This window comes from Phaeobacter sp. B1627 (assembly GCF_006265095.1).
Classification (GTDB): domain Bacteria; phylum Pseudomonadota; class Alphaproteobacteria; order Rhodobacterales; family Rhodobacteraceae; genus Epibacterium.
The window spans coordinates 20,866-39,164 of record NZ_VCNK01000009.1; the positions used below are offsets into that span (position 1 = coordinate 20,866).

Annotated in this window: 21 protein-coding genes; 13 read left to right on the top strand and 8 right to left on the bottom strand. The window is 55.0% G+C overall.

Annotated elements, in window-relative coordinates:
• Positions 1-44 precede the first annotated feature (44 nt).
• Positions 45-365 carry a thioredoxin gene (gene trxA, locus FGE21_RS06025; protein WP_139662397.1) on the top strand — a complete coding sequence of 107 codons (321 nt, stop codon included), beginning with the start codon at positions 45-47 and terminating at the stop codon, positions 363-365.
• Between the two features lie 166 nt (positions 366-531).
• Here trxA and FGE21_RS06030 read toward each other — a convergent pair whose 3' ends face one another.
• Positions 532-726 carry a DUF1127 domain-containing protein gene (locus tag FGE21_RS06030; protein ID WP_139662398.1) on the bottom strand — a complete coding sequence of 65 codons (195 nt, stop codon included), beginning with the start codon at positions 724-726 and terminating at the stop codon, positions 532-534.
• A 258-nt stretch (positions 727-984) separates the two neighbouring features.
• Here FGE21_RS06030 and hslV point away from each other — a divergent pair, with 258 nt between their 5' ends.
• The 4 genes from hslV (at position 985) to FGE21_RS06050 (ending at position 5,112) form a co-directional block, all read left to right on the top strand.
• Positions 985-1,542, top strand: coding sequence for an ATP-dependent protease subunit HslV (hslV, locus tag FGE21_RS06035; protein ID WP_139662399.1), 558 nt, complete (start codon positions 985-987; stop codon positions 1,540-1,542).
• Positions 1,539-2,594, top strand: coding sequence for a hypothetical protein (locus tag FGE21_RS06040; RefSeq protein WP_139662400.1), 1,056 nt, complete (start codon positions 1,539-1,541; stop codon positions 2,592-2,594). The genes hslV and FGE21_RS06040 overlap by 4 nt, the downstream gene beginning before the upstream one ends.
• A gap of 13 nt (positions 2,595-2,607) precedes the next feature.
• A complete protein-coding gene (hslU, locus tag FGE21_RS06045) occupies positions 2,608-3,918 on the top strand; it encodes an ATP-dependent protease ATPase subunit HslU (protein WP_139662401.1) in 1,311 nt (436 codons plus the stop codon).
• Between the two features lie 72 nt (positions 3,919-3,990).
• On the top strand, positions 3,991-5,112 hold the full coding sequence (locus tag FGE21_RS06050) for an alpha/beta hydrolase (protein WP_139662402.1): 1,122 nt from the start codon (positions 3,991-3,993) through the stop codon (positions 5,110-5,112).
• Between the two features lie 2 nt (positions 5,113-5,114).
• On the opposite strand, the gene FGE21_RS06055 is transcribed toward FGE21_RS06050, so the two are convergent.
• Genes FGE21_RS06055 through FGE21_RS06065 form a run of 3 tightly spaced genes read right to left on the bottom strand, consistent with a single transcriptional unit; the run spans position 5,115 to position 7,431 of the window.
• Positions 5,115-5,720 carry a Smr/MutS family protein gene (locus FGE21_RS06055; protein WP_139662403.1) on the bottom strand — a complete coding sequence of 202 codons (606 nt, stop codon included), beginning with the start codon at positions 5,718-5,720 and terminating at the stop codon, positions 5,115-5,117.
• Positions 5,720-6,778: a murein transglycosylase A gene (locus tag FGE21_RS06060; protein ID WP_139662404.1), complete on the bottom strand. Its 1,059-nt coding sequence runs from the start codon at positions 6,776-6,778 to the stop codon at positions 5,720-5,722. The genes FGE21_RS06055 and FGE21_RS06060 overlap by 1 nt, the downstream gene beginning before the upstream one ends.
• Complete coding sequence (locus tag FGE21_RS06065) at positions 6,775-7,431, bottom strand: Tim44/TimA family putative adaptor protein (RefSeq protein ID WP_139662405.1); 657 nt, start codon at positions 7,429-7,431, stop codon at positions 6,775-6,777. Before FGE21_RS06065 ends, FGE21_RS06060 begins: the two co-directional genes overlap by 4 nt.
• A 113-nt stretch (positions 7,432-7,544) precedes the next feature.
• Between FGE21_RS06065 and FGE21_RS06070 the strand changes: the two genes are divergently transcribed.
• Together FGE21_RS06070 and secB are read left to right on the top strand one after the other, a co-directional pair.
• Positions 7,545-8,036: an FxsA family protein gene (locus FGE21_RS06070; protein WP_139662406.1), complete on the top strand. Its 492-nt coding sequence runs from the start codon at positions 7,545-7,547 to the stop codon at positions 8,034-8,036.
• A gap of 64 nt (positions 8,037-8,100) precedes the next feature.
• Positions 8,101-8,589 carry a protein-export chaperone SecB gene (gene secB, locus FGE21_RS06075; RefSeq protein WP_139662407.1) on the top strand — a complete coding sequence of 163 codons (489 nt, stop codon included), beginning with the start codon at positions 8,101-8,103 and terminating at the stop codon, positions 8,587-8,589.
• A 61-nt stretch (positions 8,590-8,650) separates the two neighbouring features.
• On the opposite strand, the gene dnaQ is transcribed toward secB, so the two are convergent.
• The 4 genes from dnaQ to FGE21_RS06095 are packed head-to-tail and all read right to left on the bottom strand — an operon-like array spanning position 8,651 to position 11,391.
• Positions 8,651-9,379 (bottom strand): DNA polymerase III subunit epsilon, encoded by a 729-nt coding sequence (gene dnaQ / locus FGE21_RS06080; RefSeq protein ID WP_139662408.1) that lies wholly within the window; start codon positions 9,377-9,379, stop codon positions 8,651-8,653.
• Entirely contained in the window at positions 9,372-9,965 is a 594-nt protein-coding gene (gene coaE, locus FGE21_RS06085; RefSeq protein WP_139662409.1) for a dephospho-CoA kinase, read from the bottom strand. Before coaE ends, dnaQ begins: the two co-directional genes overlap by 8 nt.
• Positions 9,962-10,795: a shikimate dehydrogenase gene (locus FGE21_RS06090; RefSeq protein WP_139662410.1), complete on the bottom strand. Its 834-nt coding sequence runs from the start codon at positions 10,793-10,795 to the stop codon at positions 9,962-9,964. The genes coaE and FGE21_RS06090 overlap by 4 nt, the downstream gene beginning before the upstream one ends.
• Positions 10,792-11,391 carry a nucleoside triphosphate pyrophosphatase gene (locus FGE21_RS06095; RefSeq protein ID WP_139662411.1) on the bottom strand — a complete coding sequence of 200 codons (600 nt, stop codon included), beginning with the start codon at positions 11,389-11,391 and terminating at the stop codon, positions 10,792-10,794. Before FGE21_RS06095 ends, FGE21_RS06090 begins: the two co-directional genes overlap by 4 nt.
• 418 nt (positions 11,392-11,809) lie before the next feature.
• Here FGE21_RS06095 and FGE21_RS06100 point away from each other — a divergent pair, with 418 nt between their 5' ends.
• The 6 genes from FGE21_RS06100 to FGE21_RS06125 all read left to right on the top strand — a co-directional run bounded on the left by FGE21_RS06100 (position 11,810) and on the right by FGE21_RS06125 (position 18,289).
• Positions 11,810-12,265 (top strand): CopD family protein, encoded by a 456-nt coding sequence (locus tag FGE21_RS06100; protein ID WP_139662412.1) that lies wholly within the window; start codon positions 11,810-11,812, stop codon positions 12,263-12,265.
• Positions 12,266-12,392: 127 nt separating this feature from the next.
• Positions 12,393-13,664 (top strand): transcription termination factor Rho, encoded by a 1,272-nt coding sequence (rho, locus tag FGE21_RS06105; RefSeq protein ID WP_139662413.1) that lies wholly within the window; start codon positions 12,393-12,395, stop codon positions 13,662-13,664.
• A 29-nt stretch (positions 13,665-13,693) separates the two neighbouring features.
• Complete coding sequence (gene mnmE, locus FGE21_RS06110) at positions 13,694-14,980, top strand: tRNA uridine-5-carboxymethylaminomethyl(34) synthesis GTPase MnmE (protein WP_139662414.1); 1,287 nt, start codon at positions 13,694-13,696, stop codon at positions 14,978-14,980.
• A 12-nt stretch (positions 14,981-14,992) separates the two neighbouring features.
• Complete coding sequence (gene mnmG, locus FGE21_RS06115; protein ID WP_139662415.1) at positions 14,993-16,870, top strand: tRNA uridine-5-carboxymethylaminomethyl(34) synthesis enzyme MnmG; 1,878 nt, start codon at positions 14,993-14,995, stop codon at positions 16,868-16,870.
• Positions 16,867-17,484 (top strand): 16S rRNA (guanine(527)-N(7))-methyltransferase RsmG, encoded by a 618-nt coding sequence (gene rsmG / locus FGE21_RS06120; protein ID WP_139662416.1) that lies wholly within the window; start codon positions 16,867-16,869, stop codon positions 17,482-17,484. Before mnmG ends, rsmG begins: the two co-directional genes overlap by 4 nt.
• Positions 17,477-18,289 carry a ParA family protein gene (locus tag FGE21_RS06125; protein ID WP_139662417.1) on the top strand — a complete coding sequence of 271 codons (813 nt, stop codon included), beginning with the start codon at positions 17,477-17,479 and terminating at the stop codon, positions 18,287-18,289. The genes rsmG and FGE21_RS06125 overlap by 8 nt, the downstream gene beginning before the upstream one ends.
• The last annotated feature ends 10 nt before the right edge of the window (positions 18,290-18,299 follow it).

An 18,299-nucleotide genomic window follows, 5' to 3' on the forward strand; every position in this document is an offset into this window, starting at 1 on the left:
TTACGTTCCGGGTCCAGTTGCCAAACATCTCAGGAGACATTTCCATGTCCACCGTAGCCGTCACCGACGCGACTTTCGACGCCGAAGTCAAGAATTCCGATGTCCCCGTAGTGGTGGATTTCTGGGCCGAATGGTGTGGCCCCTGCAAGCAGATCGGCCCCGCTCTGGAAGAGCTGGCAGCCGAATATGGCGGCAAAATCAAAGTGGCGAAGGTGGATGTTGACCAGAACCCGAACTCGGCTGCGGCCATGGGTGTACGCGGTATCCCGGCGCTGTTCGTCTTCAAAGATGGTCAGGTCGTATCCAACCGCGCCGGCGCGGCTCCGAAAGCGGCGCTGAAAAGCTGGATCGACGACTCGATCTGACTCGATCGGACTGGGACTTTTCCCGACGATACGGACAAAGGCGCGGCCCTGGGCGAGCGCCTTTTTTCATGTCATGCGAATTTTGGGGATCTCGGCGAAGTAGAGACAAAGGAAAAGCCGCCCTGCATCAGGACGGCTCTTACTTTACCGGATATGTCATTGCGGCTTACAGAGCCTCAATATCGGCACGTGTGAGCCCGATATCGTCGAGTTGAGCAGCGGTCAGGTTGGACAAAGCGTTGCGGGTGATGCGTGCTTCGTTCCATTCCACCAGAGCGGTGCGGAGGTTGAAGAAGAAATCGACTGCGCGCAGAACTGCGACAGAGCCGGCCGGTGCAATAACGTTACTTGCGTTTGCCATGATCGTGTTCCTTGAAGGGGACAGCCGACACCATGTCGGTTGTTGATGTTGATGTACTCATCCAATCCGAGTCTCACAATTGCCTATTCTTCAGTCCTGAATTGCGCCCCATGCATACCAAATGTGCAGTTTGAAAAGAATTTTATGGGTGAGGCCCGAATTTTGCTTCGGATGCTTGCGTCGCCTGCGCGCTGTCGGCTGCCCTTGTGCCGGCTTCCTGTTGCTTCCATATAGGACAGCAAAGAAACGGAGGCTTTTATGGCAGAGGACCAATTCCCCGGCTGGCACGGCACAACAATCATCGGAGTCCGCAAGGGTGGCAAAGTGGTCATCGCCGGTGATGGTCAGGTCTCGCTTGGTCAGACCGTGATCAAAGGCAGCGCCCGCAAGGTGCGACGACTGTCCCCCGGCGGCTACGACGTGGTCGCGGGTTTTGCCGGATCCACTGCCGATGCCTTTGCGTTGCTGGAGCGGCTAGAAGCCAAACTGGAAGCGACACCGGGCCAATTGCAGCGCGCCAGTGTCGAGCTGGCCAAGGACTGGCGCACCGACAAATACCTGCAAAAGCTGGAGGCCATGCTGATCGTGACCGATGGGACCGATCTCTATGTGATCACCGGCGCCGGCGACGTGTTGGAACCGGAACATGATGTCGCCGCCATCGGATCAGGCGGAAACTTTGCCTTGGCTGCAGCCCGCGCGATGATGGACAGTAACCGGGATGCCGAGGCTGTGGCCCGCGATGCGATGGCCATCGCTGCTGATATTTGCGTGTATACCAATGGCAACCTCACCGTTGAGAGCATTTGCGCATGATCACGCGCGACGATCTGCGCGCTGCGGTCGGTTCTGGTCTCATATCAGAATCTCAGGCCGCGTCGCTCACATCCTTGGCGGACAGTCGGCGCGGGGCCCGCGAGAGGCTGGATCCCGGAGACGAGCCCTTTGAGCTGTTCAAAGGGTTCAACGAGATCTTTATCGTCGTGGGCCTCGCCATTCTCGCGATGGGGTGGATTGCGGTGAACACGGCGTCCATGCTCACCGAGATCGTCAACTACAAGTCGCAAATGACCACCGCCGCATTGATTGGGGCCGCGCTCCTCTGGGCAATATCGGAATATTTCATCCGGGTTCGGCGCATGGTCGCTCCGGCAATTGCGCTGTCGGTCTTGTTTGCGGCCAACGCTGCCACCGGATTTACCGCACAATTTGCGCAGCCATTCATGATCGCACAGGAAGATTATACATCCCTGCCCGTCGCGCTGACGCTCTCGACCCTGGCTCTGCTGGTCTATTGGTGGCGTTTTCGGGTGCCCTTCGCCATGGCCTTGATCGCGCTCGGGCTGTTTGCCGTGACCATGATTATTGCCGCCGATCAGTCCGGCGTGCCGACCGAGATCGGTGATCTATTCCTGCTGAGCGCAAACGGGCCTTTTGCATGGATCACCCTTCTGGTGGGGCTTCTGGTATTCGCTGTCGCCATGGCCTTTGACCTGAGCGACCCTCATCGTGTGACCCGACGCTCGGCGCAGGGGTTTTGGCTGCACGTGGTTGCCGCTCCTGCTCTTGTGAACACGGTGGCATTGACGCTTCTTGAGGGCGAACAGGACGTTATGCTTGCGCTCGTTCTCGCGTTTTTTGCGCTCATCGCTATTGTGATCGACCGCCGGTCGTTCCTCATCACCGCAATCGGCTATATCGTAGCTCTCAGCACAACCGTGTTCGACAGCGAAGGCACCGGATTGAGCATTCTGGCGCTTGGCGTCGTTCTCGTGATCCTCGGGGCCTTCTGGGCCAGGATCCGAGCTGTTCTTTTGTCGTTGCTCGCCCGCGTGCTGCCGCTTCACCGCTTGCCGCCTTCTCACTGAAAAAGGGATAGACATGACTGATCTGACCCCCCGCGAAATCGTGTCCGAACTCGATCGCTTCATCATCGGCCAAAAGGACGCCAAGCGCGCCGTAGCAGTGGCCCTGCGCAATCGCTGGCGTCGTAAACAGCTGCCGGATGACCTGCGCGACGAGGTATACCCAAAGAACATTCTGATGATCGGCCCCACCGGTGTCGGCAAAACCGAGATTTCGCGACGGCTGGCCAAACTTGCCCGCGCGCCGTTCATCAAAGTAGAGGCCACCAAATTTACCGAAGTTGGCTATGTCGGTCGCGATGTCGAGCAAATCGTACGTGATCTGGTTGATACGGCGATTGTGCAGACGCGTGAACATATGCGTGAAAACGTCCGTACAAAGGCGCATAAGGCGGCTGAGCTCCGCGTGCTCGAAGCCATCGCCGGCAGTGAGGCCCGCGAGGGAACACTCGATATGTTTCGCAAGAAGCTAAAGGCCGGTGAGCTGGACGACACTGTCATCGAGCTTGATATCGCAGAAACCTCAAACCCCATGGGCGGCATGTTTGATATCCCCGGTCAGCCTGGCGGCAACATAGGGATGATGAACCTGGGGGACCTGTTTGGCAAAGCCATGGGGGGCCGCACCACCCGGAAGAAACTGACCGTCGCCGAAAGCTACGACGTGTTGATCAGCGAAGAAGCTGACAAGCTTCTGGACGATGAAACCGTGACCAAGGCCGCCTTGGAATCGGTCGAGCAGAACGGCATCGTTTTCCTTGACGAAATTGACAAGGTCTGTGCGCGAAGTGATGCGCGCGGCGGGGACGTCAGTCGCGAGGGGGTCCAGCGTGACCTTCTGCCCCTGATCGAAGGCACCACCGTGAGCACCAAACACGGACCGGTGAAAACGGACCATATTCTGTTCATTGCGTCCGGTGCATTTCACATCGTGAAGCCATCTGACCTGCTCCCCGAACTCCAGGGTCGGCTGCCGATCCGTGTCAACCTCCGCGCGCTGACCGAAGCAGACTTCGTGCGTATTCTGACCGAAACCGATAATGCACTGACCCGCCAGTATGAGGCGCTGCTCGGGACCGAACAGGTCACCGTGACGTTTACCAAGGACGGTATTCAGGCGCTTGCCCGGATCGCTGCCGAAGTGAACCAAAGCGTCGAAAACATCGGTGCGCGGCGGCTCTATACCGTGATGGAGCGCGTGTTCGAGGAACTGTCCTTCACCGCACCTGACTGTCCGGGAACGGAAATAGTTGTCGATGCAGCGCTGGTGAACAAGAACCTCGGTGAGCTGACAAAGTCCACTGATCTCAGCCGCTACGTGCTCTAGGGCGCCTTGCCTGTATCGCGGCCAATGCAAAGAGGGTACTACGGATCGCGGGACGGGCAGAAAGGCTGGAAGATGCGACTACATATTTTTTCCGCAGTCACGATCCTGTTTCTCGCCGCCTGCGCCGACAGGGATATGATGCCCATTGTACCGACGGCACTTTCCGTCGGTACAGCGCAAACGGTGTTTGCGACAACCACCCGGGCGGAAGAGCCGGACGGAACCTTTGGTTTTCAACGCTCAAACGACCTTCGAATGATGGAAATGACGGTGTCTATCCCGCCCGACCACAGTCCCGGAGAGCTTTCCTACCGGCACAAGAATCCCGATCCGACAAAGAACTTCACAATCGCAGACAACACTGACATTGCCTCGATAGAGGACCTGCGGCGTCGGTTTGCGCGGGAGCAGCGGGAAAATGGCTGGCCTCTGCGGGAGGTGACGATATTCGTTCACGGCTTCAACAGTACCCATCCGGAAACCGCCTATCGTGCCGCCCAGATTGCACATGACGTCGGCCTTCCGGGATCTCTGGTCATGTATTCCTGGCCCAGTCGCGGTCGCGCTTTTGGCTATGCCTACGATCTCGACAGTATGCTCTTTGCCCGCGACGGGCTTGAGGAAACCATACGCCGGGTCAAAAAAGCAGGCGCCGACCGCATTGTGCTGGTGGCCCACTCCATGGGGACTGGTCTCAGCATGGAGATGCTGCGGCAGGCTGAAATCCGCACACCTGGCTGGGCTTCTCGCACGATGAACGGAGGCGTTATTCTGATGTCACCGGATCTTGATGTGGATCTCTTTGAAAGCCAGATCGCCGATCTCCGGACGGTTCCCCAGCCCTTCGCTATCATGGTTTCCAAAAAAGACCGGATCCTGAACATCTCCGGTCGGCTGCGCGGAACCAGCACCGGCGAGCGGCTTGGCAACATTTCCTCCGCTGACCGGCTCAAGGATTGGCCAGTTCAGGTCATCGACCTCACCGCTTTTGACAGCGACGCCGCATCGGGGCATTTTGTGGCCGCAACCTCGCCGAGCCTGATTGCGGTGCTGCGATCGGCCGCGCGGGTGAACAGAGTCTTTGGCCCCGTGGATCCGAGTTTTCTCAGTCAGGTCCTGCCGGTGAATCAGGCAGTCCTGGCGGATTCGGGCAAACTTTTGCTGGAACGGCGTGAAAGGAGCGAAAATCGCTGACCTCAGCGATTGCGCCGCAAATAGACGTAATATGCGCCCTCACCGCCATGACTGATATGGGCCGGGGTGATCTGAAGAACCGCCTGTGCCAATGGAGGCAGCGCCAGCCACTGCGGAACCTGATGCCGTAGGACGCCGCGCGGAACCGGCATTGGACCGGGCTCATCGCGGTCCTTCCCCTTTCCGGTGATGACCAGCACGAGGCGTTTGTCTTTTGACTGCGATGTGAGAATGAAACGCACAAGCGCACCATGTGCCGACTCCATGCGCATCCCATGCAGATCCAGTTTCCCTTCCGGCTTCAACTTGCCGCGTTTCATCCGGCGAAAGGCTTTTTCATCCATTCGCACCGGATCGGCCGCCAGTTTTCGCCCCGGAGACGGCTTCAAATCATGACGTGGCGCCGCTCCGCGACCTTTGCTCCCAAGTTCAAACGGTTGCAGGGAGGCGGGTGCCGGTCTCTGCGGCTTCGGTTTTGGTTTTGGCGGAGGCGGCAGATCATCGTGTTCGCTCCCTCTTTCGTTCCGTCCGCTGTGCAGGCGTTCCGTATGTGTCACGACCTTTTTCCAAAGATCGATCTCTTCAGCTGTGAGTTTGCGCCGGCTCATCAGATATCATCCGGCAACAATGCATAGGCGCGCTGTATCGGCATCAATATCAGCATTCGGCCAGGGTCGCGGAGCTTGCCGGCGAGACGGCCCGCGTCATCGCCGGCGCCGAAAAAGATATCCGCCCTCTGCGCCCCTTTGATCGCGGATCCGGTATCCTGCGCGATCATCAGCCGACGCATTTTGGTCTCACCGTTTTTCTCAACCCACACCGGCGCACCAAGCGGGGTATAGGCGGGATCCACCGCGACGGATCGCAACGGCGTAATAGAGCGGTTCATCGCGCCAAGCGGCCCTTTGTGGGGCGCGACACGGTTCACTTCGCGGAAGAACACGTACGATGGGTTATGCATCAATAACTCTGTACCAGGACCCGGATTGCGACGAACCCAATTTTGAATGACCTGGGCACTGACTTGGTGGAGATTATAGATCCCGCGCCGCACCAGCTCTTGTCCAATCGACCGGTAAGGATGCCCGTTGGCCCCACCATATCCAAGTCTTATGGTCGAACCATTTGTCAACTTGATCCGTCCAGATCCTTGAATTTGCAAGAAAAACAGCTCTACTGGATCGTCAACCCAGGCAATTTCAAGACCTCGCCCCTCCATGACGCCGCTCGTCAGGATCTCTCGGCGGGTCAACCAAAGCGATGTGTTCCGGGCCTCTGGCGGCATCCTGTAGACCGGATAGCGGTACCGTGCCGTCCGAACCAGAGATCCCTGAAGCTCCGGTTCGAAATAGCCGGTGAACAGGCCATCCCTGCCGTCCTCGATCAAAACCGGGCGAAAAAACAATTCGAAAAAGCTGCGGGCGCCACTGTCATCGGCATTATGCGCCATGGCGCAGAGCGATTGCCAATCGGCACCATCAATATCCATGCAAGTGCCGCGAAAAACCCGAAGCGCCTCAACATGGTTGTCGAGGTCCCATTCGGACAGTTCGCTGAACTCCAGAATACGGTGGGATAGCCCCTGCACAGGTTGCGCTCCGGCTGAGAAACACAGGGTTACGGTCAAAAATACCGCACCCAGCCCCCTGCGGAGCGCACCCGTCATGCGTCCGTTGCCACCAGTTGCCAGTTCGGATCGTCACCGCCCATCTGTCGTGCAAACGTCCATGTATCCTTCTGGCGTTTGACCGCTTTTGGATCGCCCTCGACAATCTCGCCGCTGCGATCACGTACCACTGATGTCAGTTCACCGACAAACCGGACCGTAATCTCTGCAGTGGATGTCGGCTCGTGGAAACTGGCATCCGCAATGGAGGTTTCGCGCACGCCGATGAATTCTGCGTCAATGGTCAGACCCTGATCCTCGCGATTGGAAACCGCATCCACGAAGCTCTGGAAAATCTCATCCGAAATGAAGGGCTGAATCCCGTCAAGCTCGCCCGTCTCGAAGCCCATCAGGATCATCTCATATGCACCACGTGCGCCCTGCAGGAATTCCGCGACGTGAAACGACGAGTCCGCGCGCTTCATGTCAGCCAGCGCTTGCGCCTCGGGGCTCCCCTCATCGACATAAGCCACAATATCGTCATCAGGGCGGCCGTCTATTACTTCAAACTTACGCTGGGGCGCGCGGACGTCTGACCCGGACAAGGGAGGCTTTTCAAAGCCCTCTCGCGTGCCCAATACGCTCTTCAGGCGCAAAATCAGAAAAACCGCGATGCCGGCCAGGACCAAAACCTCTATCAAGGGCGACTCCATCTATACCTCTTGTCCAACTGGACCTGTTGGTTTGAAACCAACGCGTTCTGCTCTTATGTAGGTGACAGGCGGGATCAAGTCCACCGTTCTGCCTCAAGGAGAGGATGACTATAATGCCCCTTTTTCTAGCTTTCCTGCTAGTTCCCATAATTGAAATTGCCCTGTTCATTCAGGTCGGCAGTTTTATCGGCCTGTTGCCGACCCTCGGAATTGTCATTTTGACAGCCGTTCTGGGCACTTGGCTGGTCAAAACACAGGGCCGTCTGGCCTTGGGGCAACTGCGCGGTTCATTCGAACATCTCTCCGACCCGACCGAGCCATTGGCGCATGGTGCAATGATCCTTTTGGCGGGGGCACTCTTGCTGACGCCCGGATTTTTTACGGACGCCTTCGGTTTTTTGCTGCTCGTTCCGGGCTTTAGGACGAAGGCATTCTCCTATGTGCGCAGCAAGGTCGCTGTTACCTCCTTCCGAATGGGCGGAGCGCAGGGTCCATCGCATCCGCGCCAGAATGCGGGCGACGATATCATCGATGGGGATTTCGAAGATGTGACATCTCCGTCGTCAACTGGTCGATCATCCGGATGGGTCGAGGGACCGAAATAAGACTTTGAGGATGCTTCGCCAAGCTGGTAAGCACGCATCAACAAGGTAATTTCAGGAGACTTCCATGGCCGAAAATGGCGTACCGACAGAGGGCGCGGGTCAACCGCAAGTGCAGATGAATATTCTCGGGCAGTTCATTCGCGATCTGTCGTTTGAGAACGTGATGGCCCAAAAAGGGGTCGGAGGCGAGGTTCAGCCGGACGTCAATGTTCAGGTTGCCCTTGATGCCAAAAAGCGCAGCACCGAAAACCAGTACGAAGTCATCACCAAGCTGACCATTGAATCCAAGAATAAGGCCGGTGGCGAAACGCTGTTCGTTCTGGAGCTGGAATATGTCGGGATATTCAACATCTCTGGCGTGCCGGAAGAGCAGCTGCATCCATTTCTGTTGATTGAATGCCCAAGGATGCTGTTCCCGTTCCTGCGGCGCATCGTCTCCGACATCAGCCGTGACGGTGGTTTCCCGCCCCTGAACCTCGATAACATCGACTTCGTCGGCATCTACCGCAACGAGTTGGCGCGCCGTCAAACCACGGAAGACGTAGTAAACTAAGGTTTCTTCTATCTTCACTCTGCAGAGTAAGCGCCACACTCATTCGTTGTGGCGCTTATTTTCATTTCAAAGTCTTCCACAGCGCATCATCCCCCATCTTGGCGATAAAGGCCTCATGCGCGGCTTTCTCACTCTCTGTCAGTCGGGGGGGCAGGGGCGTGGCCCGTGGGGCAGGGCGCCAATCGGTGTCGATACCGCGCGGCCCACTGGACGATTGTGTGGACAGGCCAAAATCAGGCTGCCGTCCGCCGATCAGCTCCAGATAGACATCCGCAAGGATTTCCGAGTCCAGCAAGGCCCCGTGCAGGGTTCGGTTTGCGTTGTCGATACCAAACCTGCGGCACAGTGCATCCAGCGTTGCCGGTGAGCCGGGAAATCTCTTTCGAGCCATGGCAAGCGTATCGATGGCCTGATCCATGGGCAGTTGACGCAGGTTCATCCAGCCAAGTTCAGCGTTCAGAAACTTCATATCGAAGCTGGCGTTGTGGATCACCATTTTGGCATCGCCGACAAAATCCAGAAACTTCTGCCCCACCTTGGCAAAGACGGGTTTATCCCGAAGCGTTACGGCACCCGGCGCCGGCTGCTGGGGTGGCTCTAGGAGATCGGGACCAATCCCGTGTACCCCGAAGGCTTCTGAGGGCATCGACCGCTCTGGATTGATATATTCATGAAACGTCTTGCCGGTCGGCATATGATTGAACAGCTCTACGGCGCCGATTTCGACAATCCGGTCGCCCGAAAACGGGTCAAATCCCGTGGTTTCCGTATCGAGCACAATCTCACGCATGCTGCATCCTCCGTTCGATATCCTCCAACACAGTCGTGACCTGCCGACGGGCGTGTTCGAGAGTATCGGTTTCGATCCTATAGTCGCTCTGCGCCAGTTTTTGCGCAATCGGCATCTGTTTCGCCAGGATCTGCTCGAACTGTTCTTCGCTCATCGTGCCCCGATCCAGAACGCGCGCCCGCTGGACCTCAGCATCTACATATACACAAGCCACCGCGTCCATCTCATCTGCGGCGCCCGTCTCAAACAACAGTGGAATGTCGAAAACAAGAATTTTCTCGGTTACCGCCTGTCGAAAGGCGTTCCGGTCCGCATGCACTAATGGATGCACGATGTTTACGATTGCTGTGAGTACGGATTTATCTTTTGAAATCAAAGATTTCAGTATCGATCTGTCGACAAATCCTGCTTCGGTTGCCTGCGGGAACAACGCCCGGATCGGAAGAACCGCAGCGCCGCCTGCCTCGTACAGCCGATGCACGGCCGCATCCGCGTCCCAGACCGCACATCCCGCCTCGGCAAACAGGCGGGCCGTCGTGGATTTTCCCATGCCGATGTTGCCGGTCAATCCAAGAGCAAAGCTCATCTGAGCGCTGCGTCCCGTGCGGCTTCGTCAACCTCTGGTCGATGACCGAACCACCGTTCAAAACCGGGAACCGCCTGATGCAACAGCATCCCCAAACCATCGACAGTGATACATCCCGCCTCTTCAGCTTTCAAAAGCAGCTCTGTTTTCAGCGGTGTATAGACCAAATCCGTCACCACGGTGCCGGGCTGCAGACCATCCAACGGCACTCGCAAACGACGCTGGCCTTCCATACCGAGAGATGTCGTATTCACGATGAGCGCAGCGTCCTCGATGATGTTGCCGGCTTGAAGCCAGTCCACCACAACGATCTTCTTGCCGAACATTTTGGCGATTTCATCTGCATTTGCCTGGGTACGATTGGTCAGGCGAACCTCAGGAACGCCGGCTTCTATGAGGGAGGCAACAACGGCCCGGCTGGCCCCGCCGGCGCCAAAGACAGTGGCCGGACCAGATTTCGGATCCCAGTCCGGCGCGCCCTGATGCAGATTGGTAATGAACCCGTAGCCGTCCGTATTGTCGGCCACGACAGATCCATCCTCCCTGAATATCAGAGTGTTCGCTGCCCCCATCAGCTTGGCCCGATCAGTGACCTTGTCCGCGATAGACATGATTGCCTGCTTGTGCGGCAGCGTGACATTGGCACCGACAAATCCCATTTTCGGCATCATGCGGATCACGGCCTCAAGATCGTCAGGTTCCACATGCATCGGTACATAATGGCCTGCAATCCCGTAGGCGTTCAGCCAATGGCCATGCAACTGAGGGGATTTTGAATGTGCAATCGGGCAGCCAATCACGCCGGCGAGCGGGATCTTGTCCTCTGTCATTGTTCGATGATCCCCTGAAGTCCCAGATAGTTGATGAGTTCCAGCAGCGGCAACCCAAGGACATTAAAGTAGCTGCCGTCGATGCTTGTAAACAGGCGAACGCCTTCTTCTTCCAATTTGTATGCTCCGACAGCATCGCGAATACTGTCCCAGTTCCGAGCCACATAGCTCTGAATATATGTATCGCTCGCCTGTCGCATGACGAGGCGCACTTGACCGACATGGCGCCAAAGAGGCTGGCCGTCCCGGTAGATCACCGCAGCAGAGAGAAGAGTGTGGCGTTTTCCTCTCATCTGCGTCAGCTGCTGAACCGCCTCTTCCGGTGTCTCGGCCTTGGAGATCAAATGCCCCTCGAAATCCAGAACCTGATCACAGCCCAATACCATATTCCCGGGATGCTTGCCCGAGACCTTGCGGGCCTTCGCCTCGGCAAGAGCGTCTGCGATGTCCCTTGGTTTAGCGCCTTCAGCCAGAAGGGCTGCCTTAATTGCGCCTTCATCTACGCGCGCCGCAGCGACCGAAAAGTTAATGTCAGCCTGGCGGAGCAGATGAGCGCGGATCTCTGATCCGGAAGCAAGCACGATGTGGGTAGTCATGTGGAAAACCCTATGGGAAAACGTCTGATTGTTCAGGGACGGTTTGTATGCTTTTCACCCGTCAACGCAAGAGTGGGACTAAACCCCGATTTTCAGGAAGAAGTTCGCTGATTCCTCCATGGGGGATTGGGATAACTTTTGGAAGGTGGATAACTTTCCCTATCCCGGTTTACCCCGGTCTTATCCACAATTTAACCTTGGTAAACATATTGTTAACAGTCATATAAATCAGGGCGTTAACCACTTATTCATCATCAAGGCAGGAATAAGGCGCGCAGGCTATCCACCTTGTGGGTAGGGGGTGTGAAGACTCGATAATCCACCGAAAACAGGGTGCACTACAAAAACATCATCCTTATAAAACTTATAAATATTTAAGGGGGGTCTCCAGGACCCGTCCCGCAAAAGGAAGCCCATCATGGATCTGACTGATCTGATGTTCACTCTGTATCCCTACGCCAAGTCGCTTCACATCATGGCTGTCCTGAGCTGGATGGCTGGGCTTTTCTACCTTCCTAGGTTGTATGTGTATCACGTCGAACAGGCCGAGAAGATCGAGGCTTTGCAGCCGGTTTTTCTCACCATGGAACACAAGCTCCTGAAGCTGATCATGGGGCCTGCAAGCATCGTGACGTGGAGCGCTGGTCTTTTTTTGGTATTCACCCCCGGGATCGTCGATTGGACCTATGTCTGGCCCTGGACAAAGGGTGCGGCCGTCATTGCTATGACATGGTTTCATCATTGGCTGATGTATCGCCACAAGAACTTCGCTGCCGGTGAAAACAAGCTCACTGGACGCCAGTATCGCATGATGAACGAAGTACCGACGCTGTTGATGGTCATCATCGTTGTATCGGTCGTATTTAAGTTCTGACGCAGGGTTTGACTCGTTCAGGAAGAGCGACTATCTAGCGACAAGCGGCCCGTCCGGGATTCCCGCGATTTCCGTATTTATATTTATGATGTCCTCTGCTGGCAGAGGAAAAAAGGGCCGTGTGTGAATGACCGAGCAATCTCTGAATCTTTCTGATCTCAAGGCAAAAAGCCCCAAGGATCTTCTTGCCATGGCAGAAGAGCTGGAGATCGAGAACGCCTCGACCATGCGCAAGGGCGAGATGATGTTCCAGATCCTGCGGGAGCGGGCTGATGAGGGCTGGGAGATTGCAGGCGACGGGGTTCTCGAAGTTCTGCAGGACGGATTTGGCTTCCTGCGCTCACCGGAGGCCAATTATCTGCCAGGTCCGGACGATATTTACGTTTCTCCGGATATGATCCGCCAATGGTCGTTGCGGACGGGTGACACCGTCGAAGGCCAGATCAAGGCGCCCCTCGAGAATGAACGCTACTTTGCGCTCACGACCGTTACGAAGATCAATTTTGAAGAGCCTGAAAAAGCGCGGCACAAAATTGCTTTCGACAACCTGACCCCGCTTTATCCGGATGAACGGATGACGATGGAGATCGAGGATCACTCCGCCAAGGATCGCTCCTCGCGTGTGATAGACCTTGTCGCCCCAATCGGCAAAGGCCAGCGTTCCCTGATCGTCGCGCCGCCTCGGACGGGTAAAACCGTTCTCTTGCAGAACATTGCGCATTCCATCGAGCAAAACCATCCGGAGTGCTATTTGATCGTTCTCCTCATCGATGAACGGCCCGAAGAAGTCACGGATATGCAGCGCTCGGTCAAGGGAGAGGTCGTGTCATCGACCTTTGATGAACCTGCCGCACGCCACGTCGCTGTTTCGGAAATGGTCATTGAAAAGGCCAAGCGCCTTGTTGAACATAAACGAGATGTTGTAATTCTTCTCGACTCGATCACCAGACTTGGTAGAGCCTTCAATACTGTTGTGCCCTCCTCCGGCAAGGTATTGACCGGTGGCGTCGACGCGAATGCGCTGCAACGCCCCAAGAGATTCTTTGGTGCAGCTCGGAATATCGAAGAAGGCGGCTCACTGACGATCATCGCCACCGCACTGATCGATACCGGAAGCCGGATGGATGAGGTTATCTTCGAAGAGTTCAAAGGAACTGGTAACTCGGAAATCGTTCTTGACCGCAAAATTGCCGACAAACGCGTGTTCCCGGCGATCGACATCCTCAAATCCGGAACCCGGAAAGAGGAACTTCTGGTGGACAAGGTCGACTTGGCGAAAACCTTTGTTCTCAGACGTATTCTGAACCCGATGGGAACCACGGATGCAATCGAGTTCCTGCTCTCCAAACTGAAGCAAACAAAGACGAATACAGACTTTTTTGACTCCATGAACACCTAAGAGAGGCGGTCGGGGAAAGAGGCCACACCATGGATACAATCTTTGCGTTGGCCACCGCCCATGGCAAGGCCGGGGTTGCTGTCGTTCGGGTTTCTGGCCCACGGGCCCTGGACGTTGGACAGGGCCTGACTGGTAAGACATTGCCTCCTCGAGGAATAACATATTCGTCATTGAAAGACGAATGTGGCTCAATTCTGGATGACGCATTGGTCCTGTCTTTCACCGGTCCAGACAGTTTTACGGGTGAAAATATTGTTGAATTTCAGATACATGGAAGTAACGCGATCATTTCTGCGCTCCTTTTGGAGCTTGGAAAATGGGACCAACTTCGCCTAGCAGATCCTGGCGAGTTCACGCGCCGTGCAATGGATAACGCCAAGCTTGATTTAACCCAAGTTGAGGGATTGGCTGATCTGATTGACGCTGAAACCGAGATGCAACGAAAACAGGCCCAACGCGTCCTGTCAGGTGAACTCGGACAGCTGGTGGATCGGTGGCGCACTGACCTAATTCGAGCGGCTTCATTAATAGAGGTCACTATTGATTTTGCCGATGAGGACGTTCCCGTTGATGTGACACCTGAAGTCACAGAGCTATTGTCGGGAGTCCTGTCTGATCTGAAGAAGCAGATCGAGGGCATCTCAATATCTGAGCGCATTAGAGACGGATTTGAGGTGGCGATCATTGGGGCGCCAAATGTAGGTAAGTCTACGCTTCTCAATACGCTGTCGGGACGGGACGCGGCAATCACCTCGGCGTTTGCGGGAACCACGCGAGATGTCATAGAGGTTAGAATGGATTTGGCGGGGCTTCCGGTAACACTGCTCGACACCGCAGGCCTCCGGGAAACGGACGATCCTGTAGAAGGTATCGGCATACAGAGAGCACGAGCGCGCGCAGACCGCGCGGATCTGAGAGTGTTTTTGGCCGAAAAAGGGGAAGTTCTCGACGTCGAGGCAAAACCCGGAGATATTAAGCTCTTGCCAAAGGCTGACCTCAGAAACGATGCCGTAGACGGTATTTCGGGAATTTCGGGGCAGGGTGTTGATAAATTAGTGGCTCGTATCGAGGCAGAACTCAAGACCAGATCTGCAAGCGCTGGGATCGCGACACGAGTGAGGCATCGTGAAGCGATGATTCATGCGCAGGGATCACTGTGGAGTGCCATTGATGTATTGGGTCATGGATCAGATCTATACGATATCGCTGCCGAGGACATTAGATCGGCAATTCGGTCTTTAGAAATTCTGGTGGGTAGGATAGGCGTTGAAAATCTCTTGGATGAGATATTCTCTAGTTTTTGTCTTGGAAAGTAAGGAGTGTTTCACGTGAAACATTCACAATATGATGTCGTCGTCATCGGCGGAGGTCACGCCGGGACCGAGGCCGCACACGCAGCTGCCCGGATGGGTGTCGAAGTTGCATTGATCACGCTTTCCCTAGATGGAATTGGGGTGATGTCGTGTAACCCAGCCATCGGCGGCTTGGGCAAGGGGCATCTTGTCCGTGAGATTGACGCAATGGATGGCGTCATGGGCCGAGTTGCTGACTCGGCTGGTATACAGTTTCGACTTTTGAACCGTCGGAAAGGACCGGCCGTTCAAGGGCCAAGGGCACAGGCCGACAGGGCAATCTATCGGCACGAAATTCAAAAGGTCACGGCCGTCCAAAAAAATCTCACCGTATTGGAAGGAGAGGTAGTCGACCTAGTCTGTTCGCGGGAGCATCTGGTGACCGGTGTTATCCTTTCGAATGGTACTTCGATTGGTGCTCAGGCGGTCATCCTTACTTCTGGAACGTTCCTAAATGGGAAAATTCACATCGGCAGCGACTCTCATTCCGGTGGCCGAATGGGGGACAAGGCCTCTGTTCTATTGGCTGAACGACTCCAATCATTCGACCTTCCAATGGGGAGATTGAAGACTGGGACACCACCTCGTCTGGACGGCCGAACAATTGATTGGGAAAATCTAGAACTACAGCCCGGGGACGAAGATCCGACCTTCTTTTCCTTTTTGAGTTCAAAGGTCGCGGTCTCACAGGTGTCGTGCGGTATCACCCATACGAACGAGAGAACGCATGAGATAATCAGAAATAATCTTGATAAATCAGCGATGTACGGCGGCCACATCGATGGCATAGGACCGCGATACTGCCCTTCTATTGAAGATAAGGTTGTGCGGTTTTCAGATAAGAGCTCGCACCAGATTTTTCTGGAACCTGAGGGCCTTTCAGACCATACGGTTTATCCAAACGGAATTTCCACAAGCCTGCCGGTCGACGTGCAAGATTCTTACGTACGATCCATATCAGGTTTGGAAGGCGTCAAAATTCTGCAGCCAGGGTACGCGATCGAATACGACTATGTAGATCCCCGGTCGTTGACATCCGCGTTGGAACTTAAGAATGTCTCGGGGCTGTTCTTGGCTGGTCAAATTAATGGAACGACTGGCTATGAAGAGGCTGCTGCTCAAGGCCTTGTTGCAGGACTGAATGCTGCCAGTCAGTGCCTCGGGATGGAAAACATAGTGTTTTCACGCTCGAATAGCTATATTGGCGTGATGATTGACGACCTGATAACGAATGGCGTCACCGAGCCCTATCGAATGTTTACGTCTCGGGCAGAATTTCGATTGTCCTTGCGGGCAGACAATGCAGATCAGAGGCTCACTCCGTTGGGAATGGCTCTAGGATGTGTTTCGGAGAGTAGGGCGCGTGCTTTTCAGGAAAAACACAACGCCCTGCACAGCGTAAGACAACGTCTGAAGGGGGAGTCATTTACACCGAAGCAGCTGAAAGCCGCGGGCATTAAGGTGAGTGAAGATGGGAATCGGAGATCCGCGCTTGAAGTCCTGGGGTTTCCCAACGCAGTGTTCGACGACATCCTTCCTTTGATCCCGGACTTGACTACGGTAGATGGTGCCATACAGGATCAAATAATGCGGGAAGCGCTCTATGAAAATTATCTTGAGCGTCAGGAGCGTGAGGTTAACGCCTTAAAAAAGGATGAGAAAATTGAGATTCCGCCTGAATTTGAATTTGGAATTGAGGGGATTTCAACGGAACTTCGCCAGAAGCTTCAAACTGTACGACCGTCTACCCTGGCGCATGCTGCGCGTATAGACGGAATTACCCCGGCGGCGCTGGCTTTGATCCTTGGATCTCTTCGGAGGAGAAACCGCGGTAGGACTTCAGTGCCTTCATGACCCGAGATATCATACGTTCAAAATTTGATGTTTCACGTGAAACAATGGAAAAGTTGGACATATTTGTCGAAAATCTCCGAAAGTGGAACCCGAGAATCAACCTTGTCTCCAAGAGAAGCATGGAGGATCTGTGGACTAGGCATGTTTTGGACAGCGTTCAGGTATATCATGCTGCGCCTTCAACTGACACTTGGATGGACATTGGGAGTGGTGGCGGTTTTCCCGGTCTGATCTGCGCAATATTGGCTGCGGATACCGCGAAGGCGACCCATGTTACACTCGTTGAAAGTGATCAACGAAAATGTGCCTTCTTGCGGGCTGCAGCTCGTGAATGTGAAGTCTCCGTGACAGTAAAGTCAGAGCGCGTTGAAGCATTGGAACCAGCTGGAGCAGGGGTATTGTCGGCGCGTGCTTTGGCAGATTTAGCTCATTTATTCACCTTTGCCGAGCGGCATCTTGCCGTGGGCGGAACCTCTATGTTCCCAAAGGGTGTCACCTGGAAAAAAGAAGTTGACCGAGCGCGTCAACAATGGCGGTTTGATTACGAAGCGATTAAGAGTTTAACCGAGCCAGAGGCTGTCATTCTCAAAATCAAAGGTTTAGAGCGTGCCTGATTTGTCCCGTTTGGGTATCCCCCGCATTATCGCAATTGCAAATCAAAAGGGAGGCGTGGGGAAGACTACCACGGCCATAAATTTGGCTGCCGCTTTGGTCGAGGACGGCATGAGGGTTTTGTTGGTCGACCTCGATCCCCAGGGTAACGCATCGACCGGATTGGGCGTTCCCGCTGACGCGCGTGACCATACAACATACGACTTGTTGGTGGAATCTGCCGATCTATCGGATGTGATCCGTCAGACTGACATCGATGACTTGTGCATTATTCCCGCCACCGTGGATCTCAGCTCTGCCGATATTGAACTGATGTCGAATGAGAAACGAAGTTTTCTCCTTCATGACGCGCTTCGGCAGCCGGCGATGGACGAATATGAGTGGGATTATATTCTCATAGATTGCCCGCCATCCCTAAACCTGTTGACCGTCAACGCGATGGTTGCCGCTCATTCTGTTCTTATCCCACTTCAAAGCGAATTTTTTGCATTGGAGGGTCTGTCTCAACTTATGTTGACTCTGCGAGAGGTAAGGCAGGCGGCAAATCCAAAATTGCGGATCGAAGGGATTGTCCTGACGATGTATGATCGGCGGAACAACCTCTCGCAACAGGTTGAACAAGATGCGCGTGATAACCTGGGTGATCTGGTATTTCGAACCAAAATACCGCGAAATGTGCGGGTGAGCGAAGCGCCGTCTTATGCAATGCCCGTATTGAATTATGATTCTGGGTCTCTAGGGGCAAAAGCGTACAGGCAGCTCGCCTCTGAAATTATTGAGAACAACCAAGAAGTTGCGGCAGAGTAAGCGAAGGGGC

Excerpts from the sequence above, each read along its gene's own strand:
- FGE21_RS06100 (WP_139662412.1), top strand. The coding sequence starts at position 11,810 with ATGGATCTGACTGATCTGATGTTCACTCTGTATCCCTACGCCAAGTCG.
- mnmE (WP_139662414.1), top strand. The coding sequence starts at position 13,694 with ATGGATACAATCTTTGCGTTGGCCACCGCCCATGGCAAGGCCGGGGTT.
- secB (WP_139662407.1), top strand. The coding sequence starts at position 8,101 with ATGGCCGAAAATGGCGTACCGACAGAGGGCGCGGGTCAACCGCAAGTG.
- dnaQ (WP_139662408.1), bottom strand. The coding sequence starts at position 9,379 with ATGCGTGAGATTGTGCTCGATACGGAAACCACGGGATTTGACCCGTTT.
- FGE21_RS06065 (WP_139662405.1), bottom strand. The coding sequence starts at position 7,431 with ATGGAGTCGCCCTTGATAGAGGTTTTGGTCCTGGCCGGCATCGCGGTT.
- FGE21_RS06050 (WP_139662402.1), top strand. The coding sequence starts at position 3,991 with ATGCGACTACATATTTTTTCCGCAGTCACGATCCTGTTTCTCGCCGCC.
- FGE21_RS06030 (WP_139662398.1), bottom strand. The coding sequence starts at position 726 with ATGGCAAACGCAAGTAACGTTATTGCACCGGCCGGCTCTGTCGCAGTT.
- rsmG (WP_139662416.1), top strand. The coding sequence starts at position 16,867 with ATGACCCGAGATATCATACGTTCAAAATTTGATGTTTCACGTGAAACA.
- FGE21_RS06055 (WP_139662403.1), bottom strand. The coding sequence starts at position 5,720 with ATGAGCCGGCGCAAACTCACAGCTGAAGAGATCGATCTTTGGAAAAAG.
- rho (WP_139662413.1), top strand. The coding sequence starts at position 12,393 with ATGACCGAGCAATCTCTGAATCTTTCTGATCTCAAGGCAAAAAGCCCC.
- hslV (WP_139662399.1), top strand. The coding sequence starts at position 985 with ATGGCAGAGGACCAATTCCCCGGCTGGCACGGCACAACAATCATCGGA.
- FGE21_RS06095 (WP_139662411.1), bottom strand. The coding sequence starts at position 11,391 with ATGACTACCCACATCGTGCTTGCTTCCGGATCAGAGATCCGCGCTCAT.
- FGE21_RS06060 (WP_139662404.1), bottom strand. The coding sequence starts at position 6,778 with ATGACGGGTGCGCTCCGCAGGGGGCTGGGTGCGGTATTTTTGACCGTA.
- FGE21_RS06070 (WP_139662406.1), top strand. The coding sequence starts at position 7,545 with ATGCCCCTTTTTCTAGCTTTCCTGCTAGTTCCCATAATTGAAATTGCC.
- coaE (WP_139662409.1), bottom strand. The coding sequence starts at position 9,965 with ATGAGCTTTGCTCTTGGATTGACCGGCAACATCGGCATGGGAAAATCC.
- trxA (WP_139662397.1), top strand. The coding sequence starts at position 45 with ATGTCCACCGTAGCCGTCACCGACGCGACTTTCGACGCCGAAGTCAAG.
- FGE21_RS06040 (WP_139662400.1), top strand. The coding sequence starts at position 1,539 with ATGATCACGCGCGACGATCTGCGCGCTGCGGTCGGTTCTGGTCTCATA.
- hslU (WP_139662401.1), top strand. The coding sequence starts at position 2,608 with ATGACTGATCTGACCCCCCGCGAAATCGTGTCCGAACTCGATCGCTTC.
- FGE21_RS06090 (WP_139662410.1), bottom strand. The coding sequence starts at position 10,795 with ATGACAGAGGACAAGATCCCGCTCGCCGGCGTGATTGGCTGCCCGATT.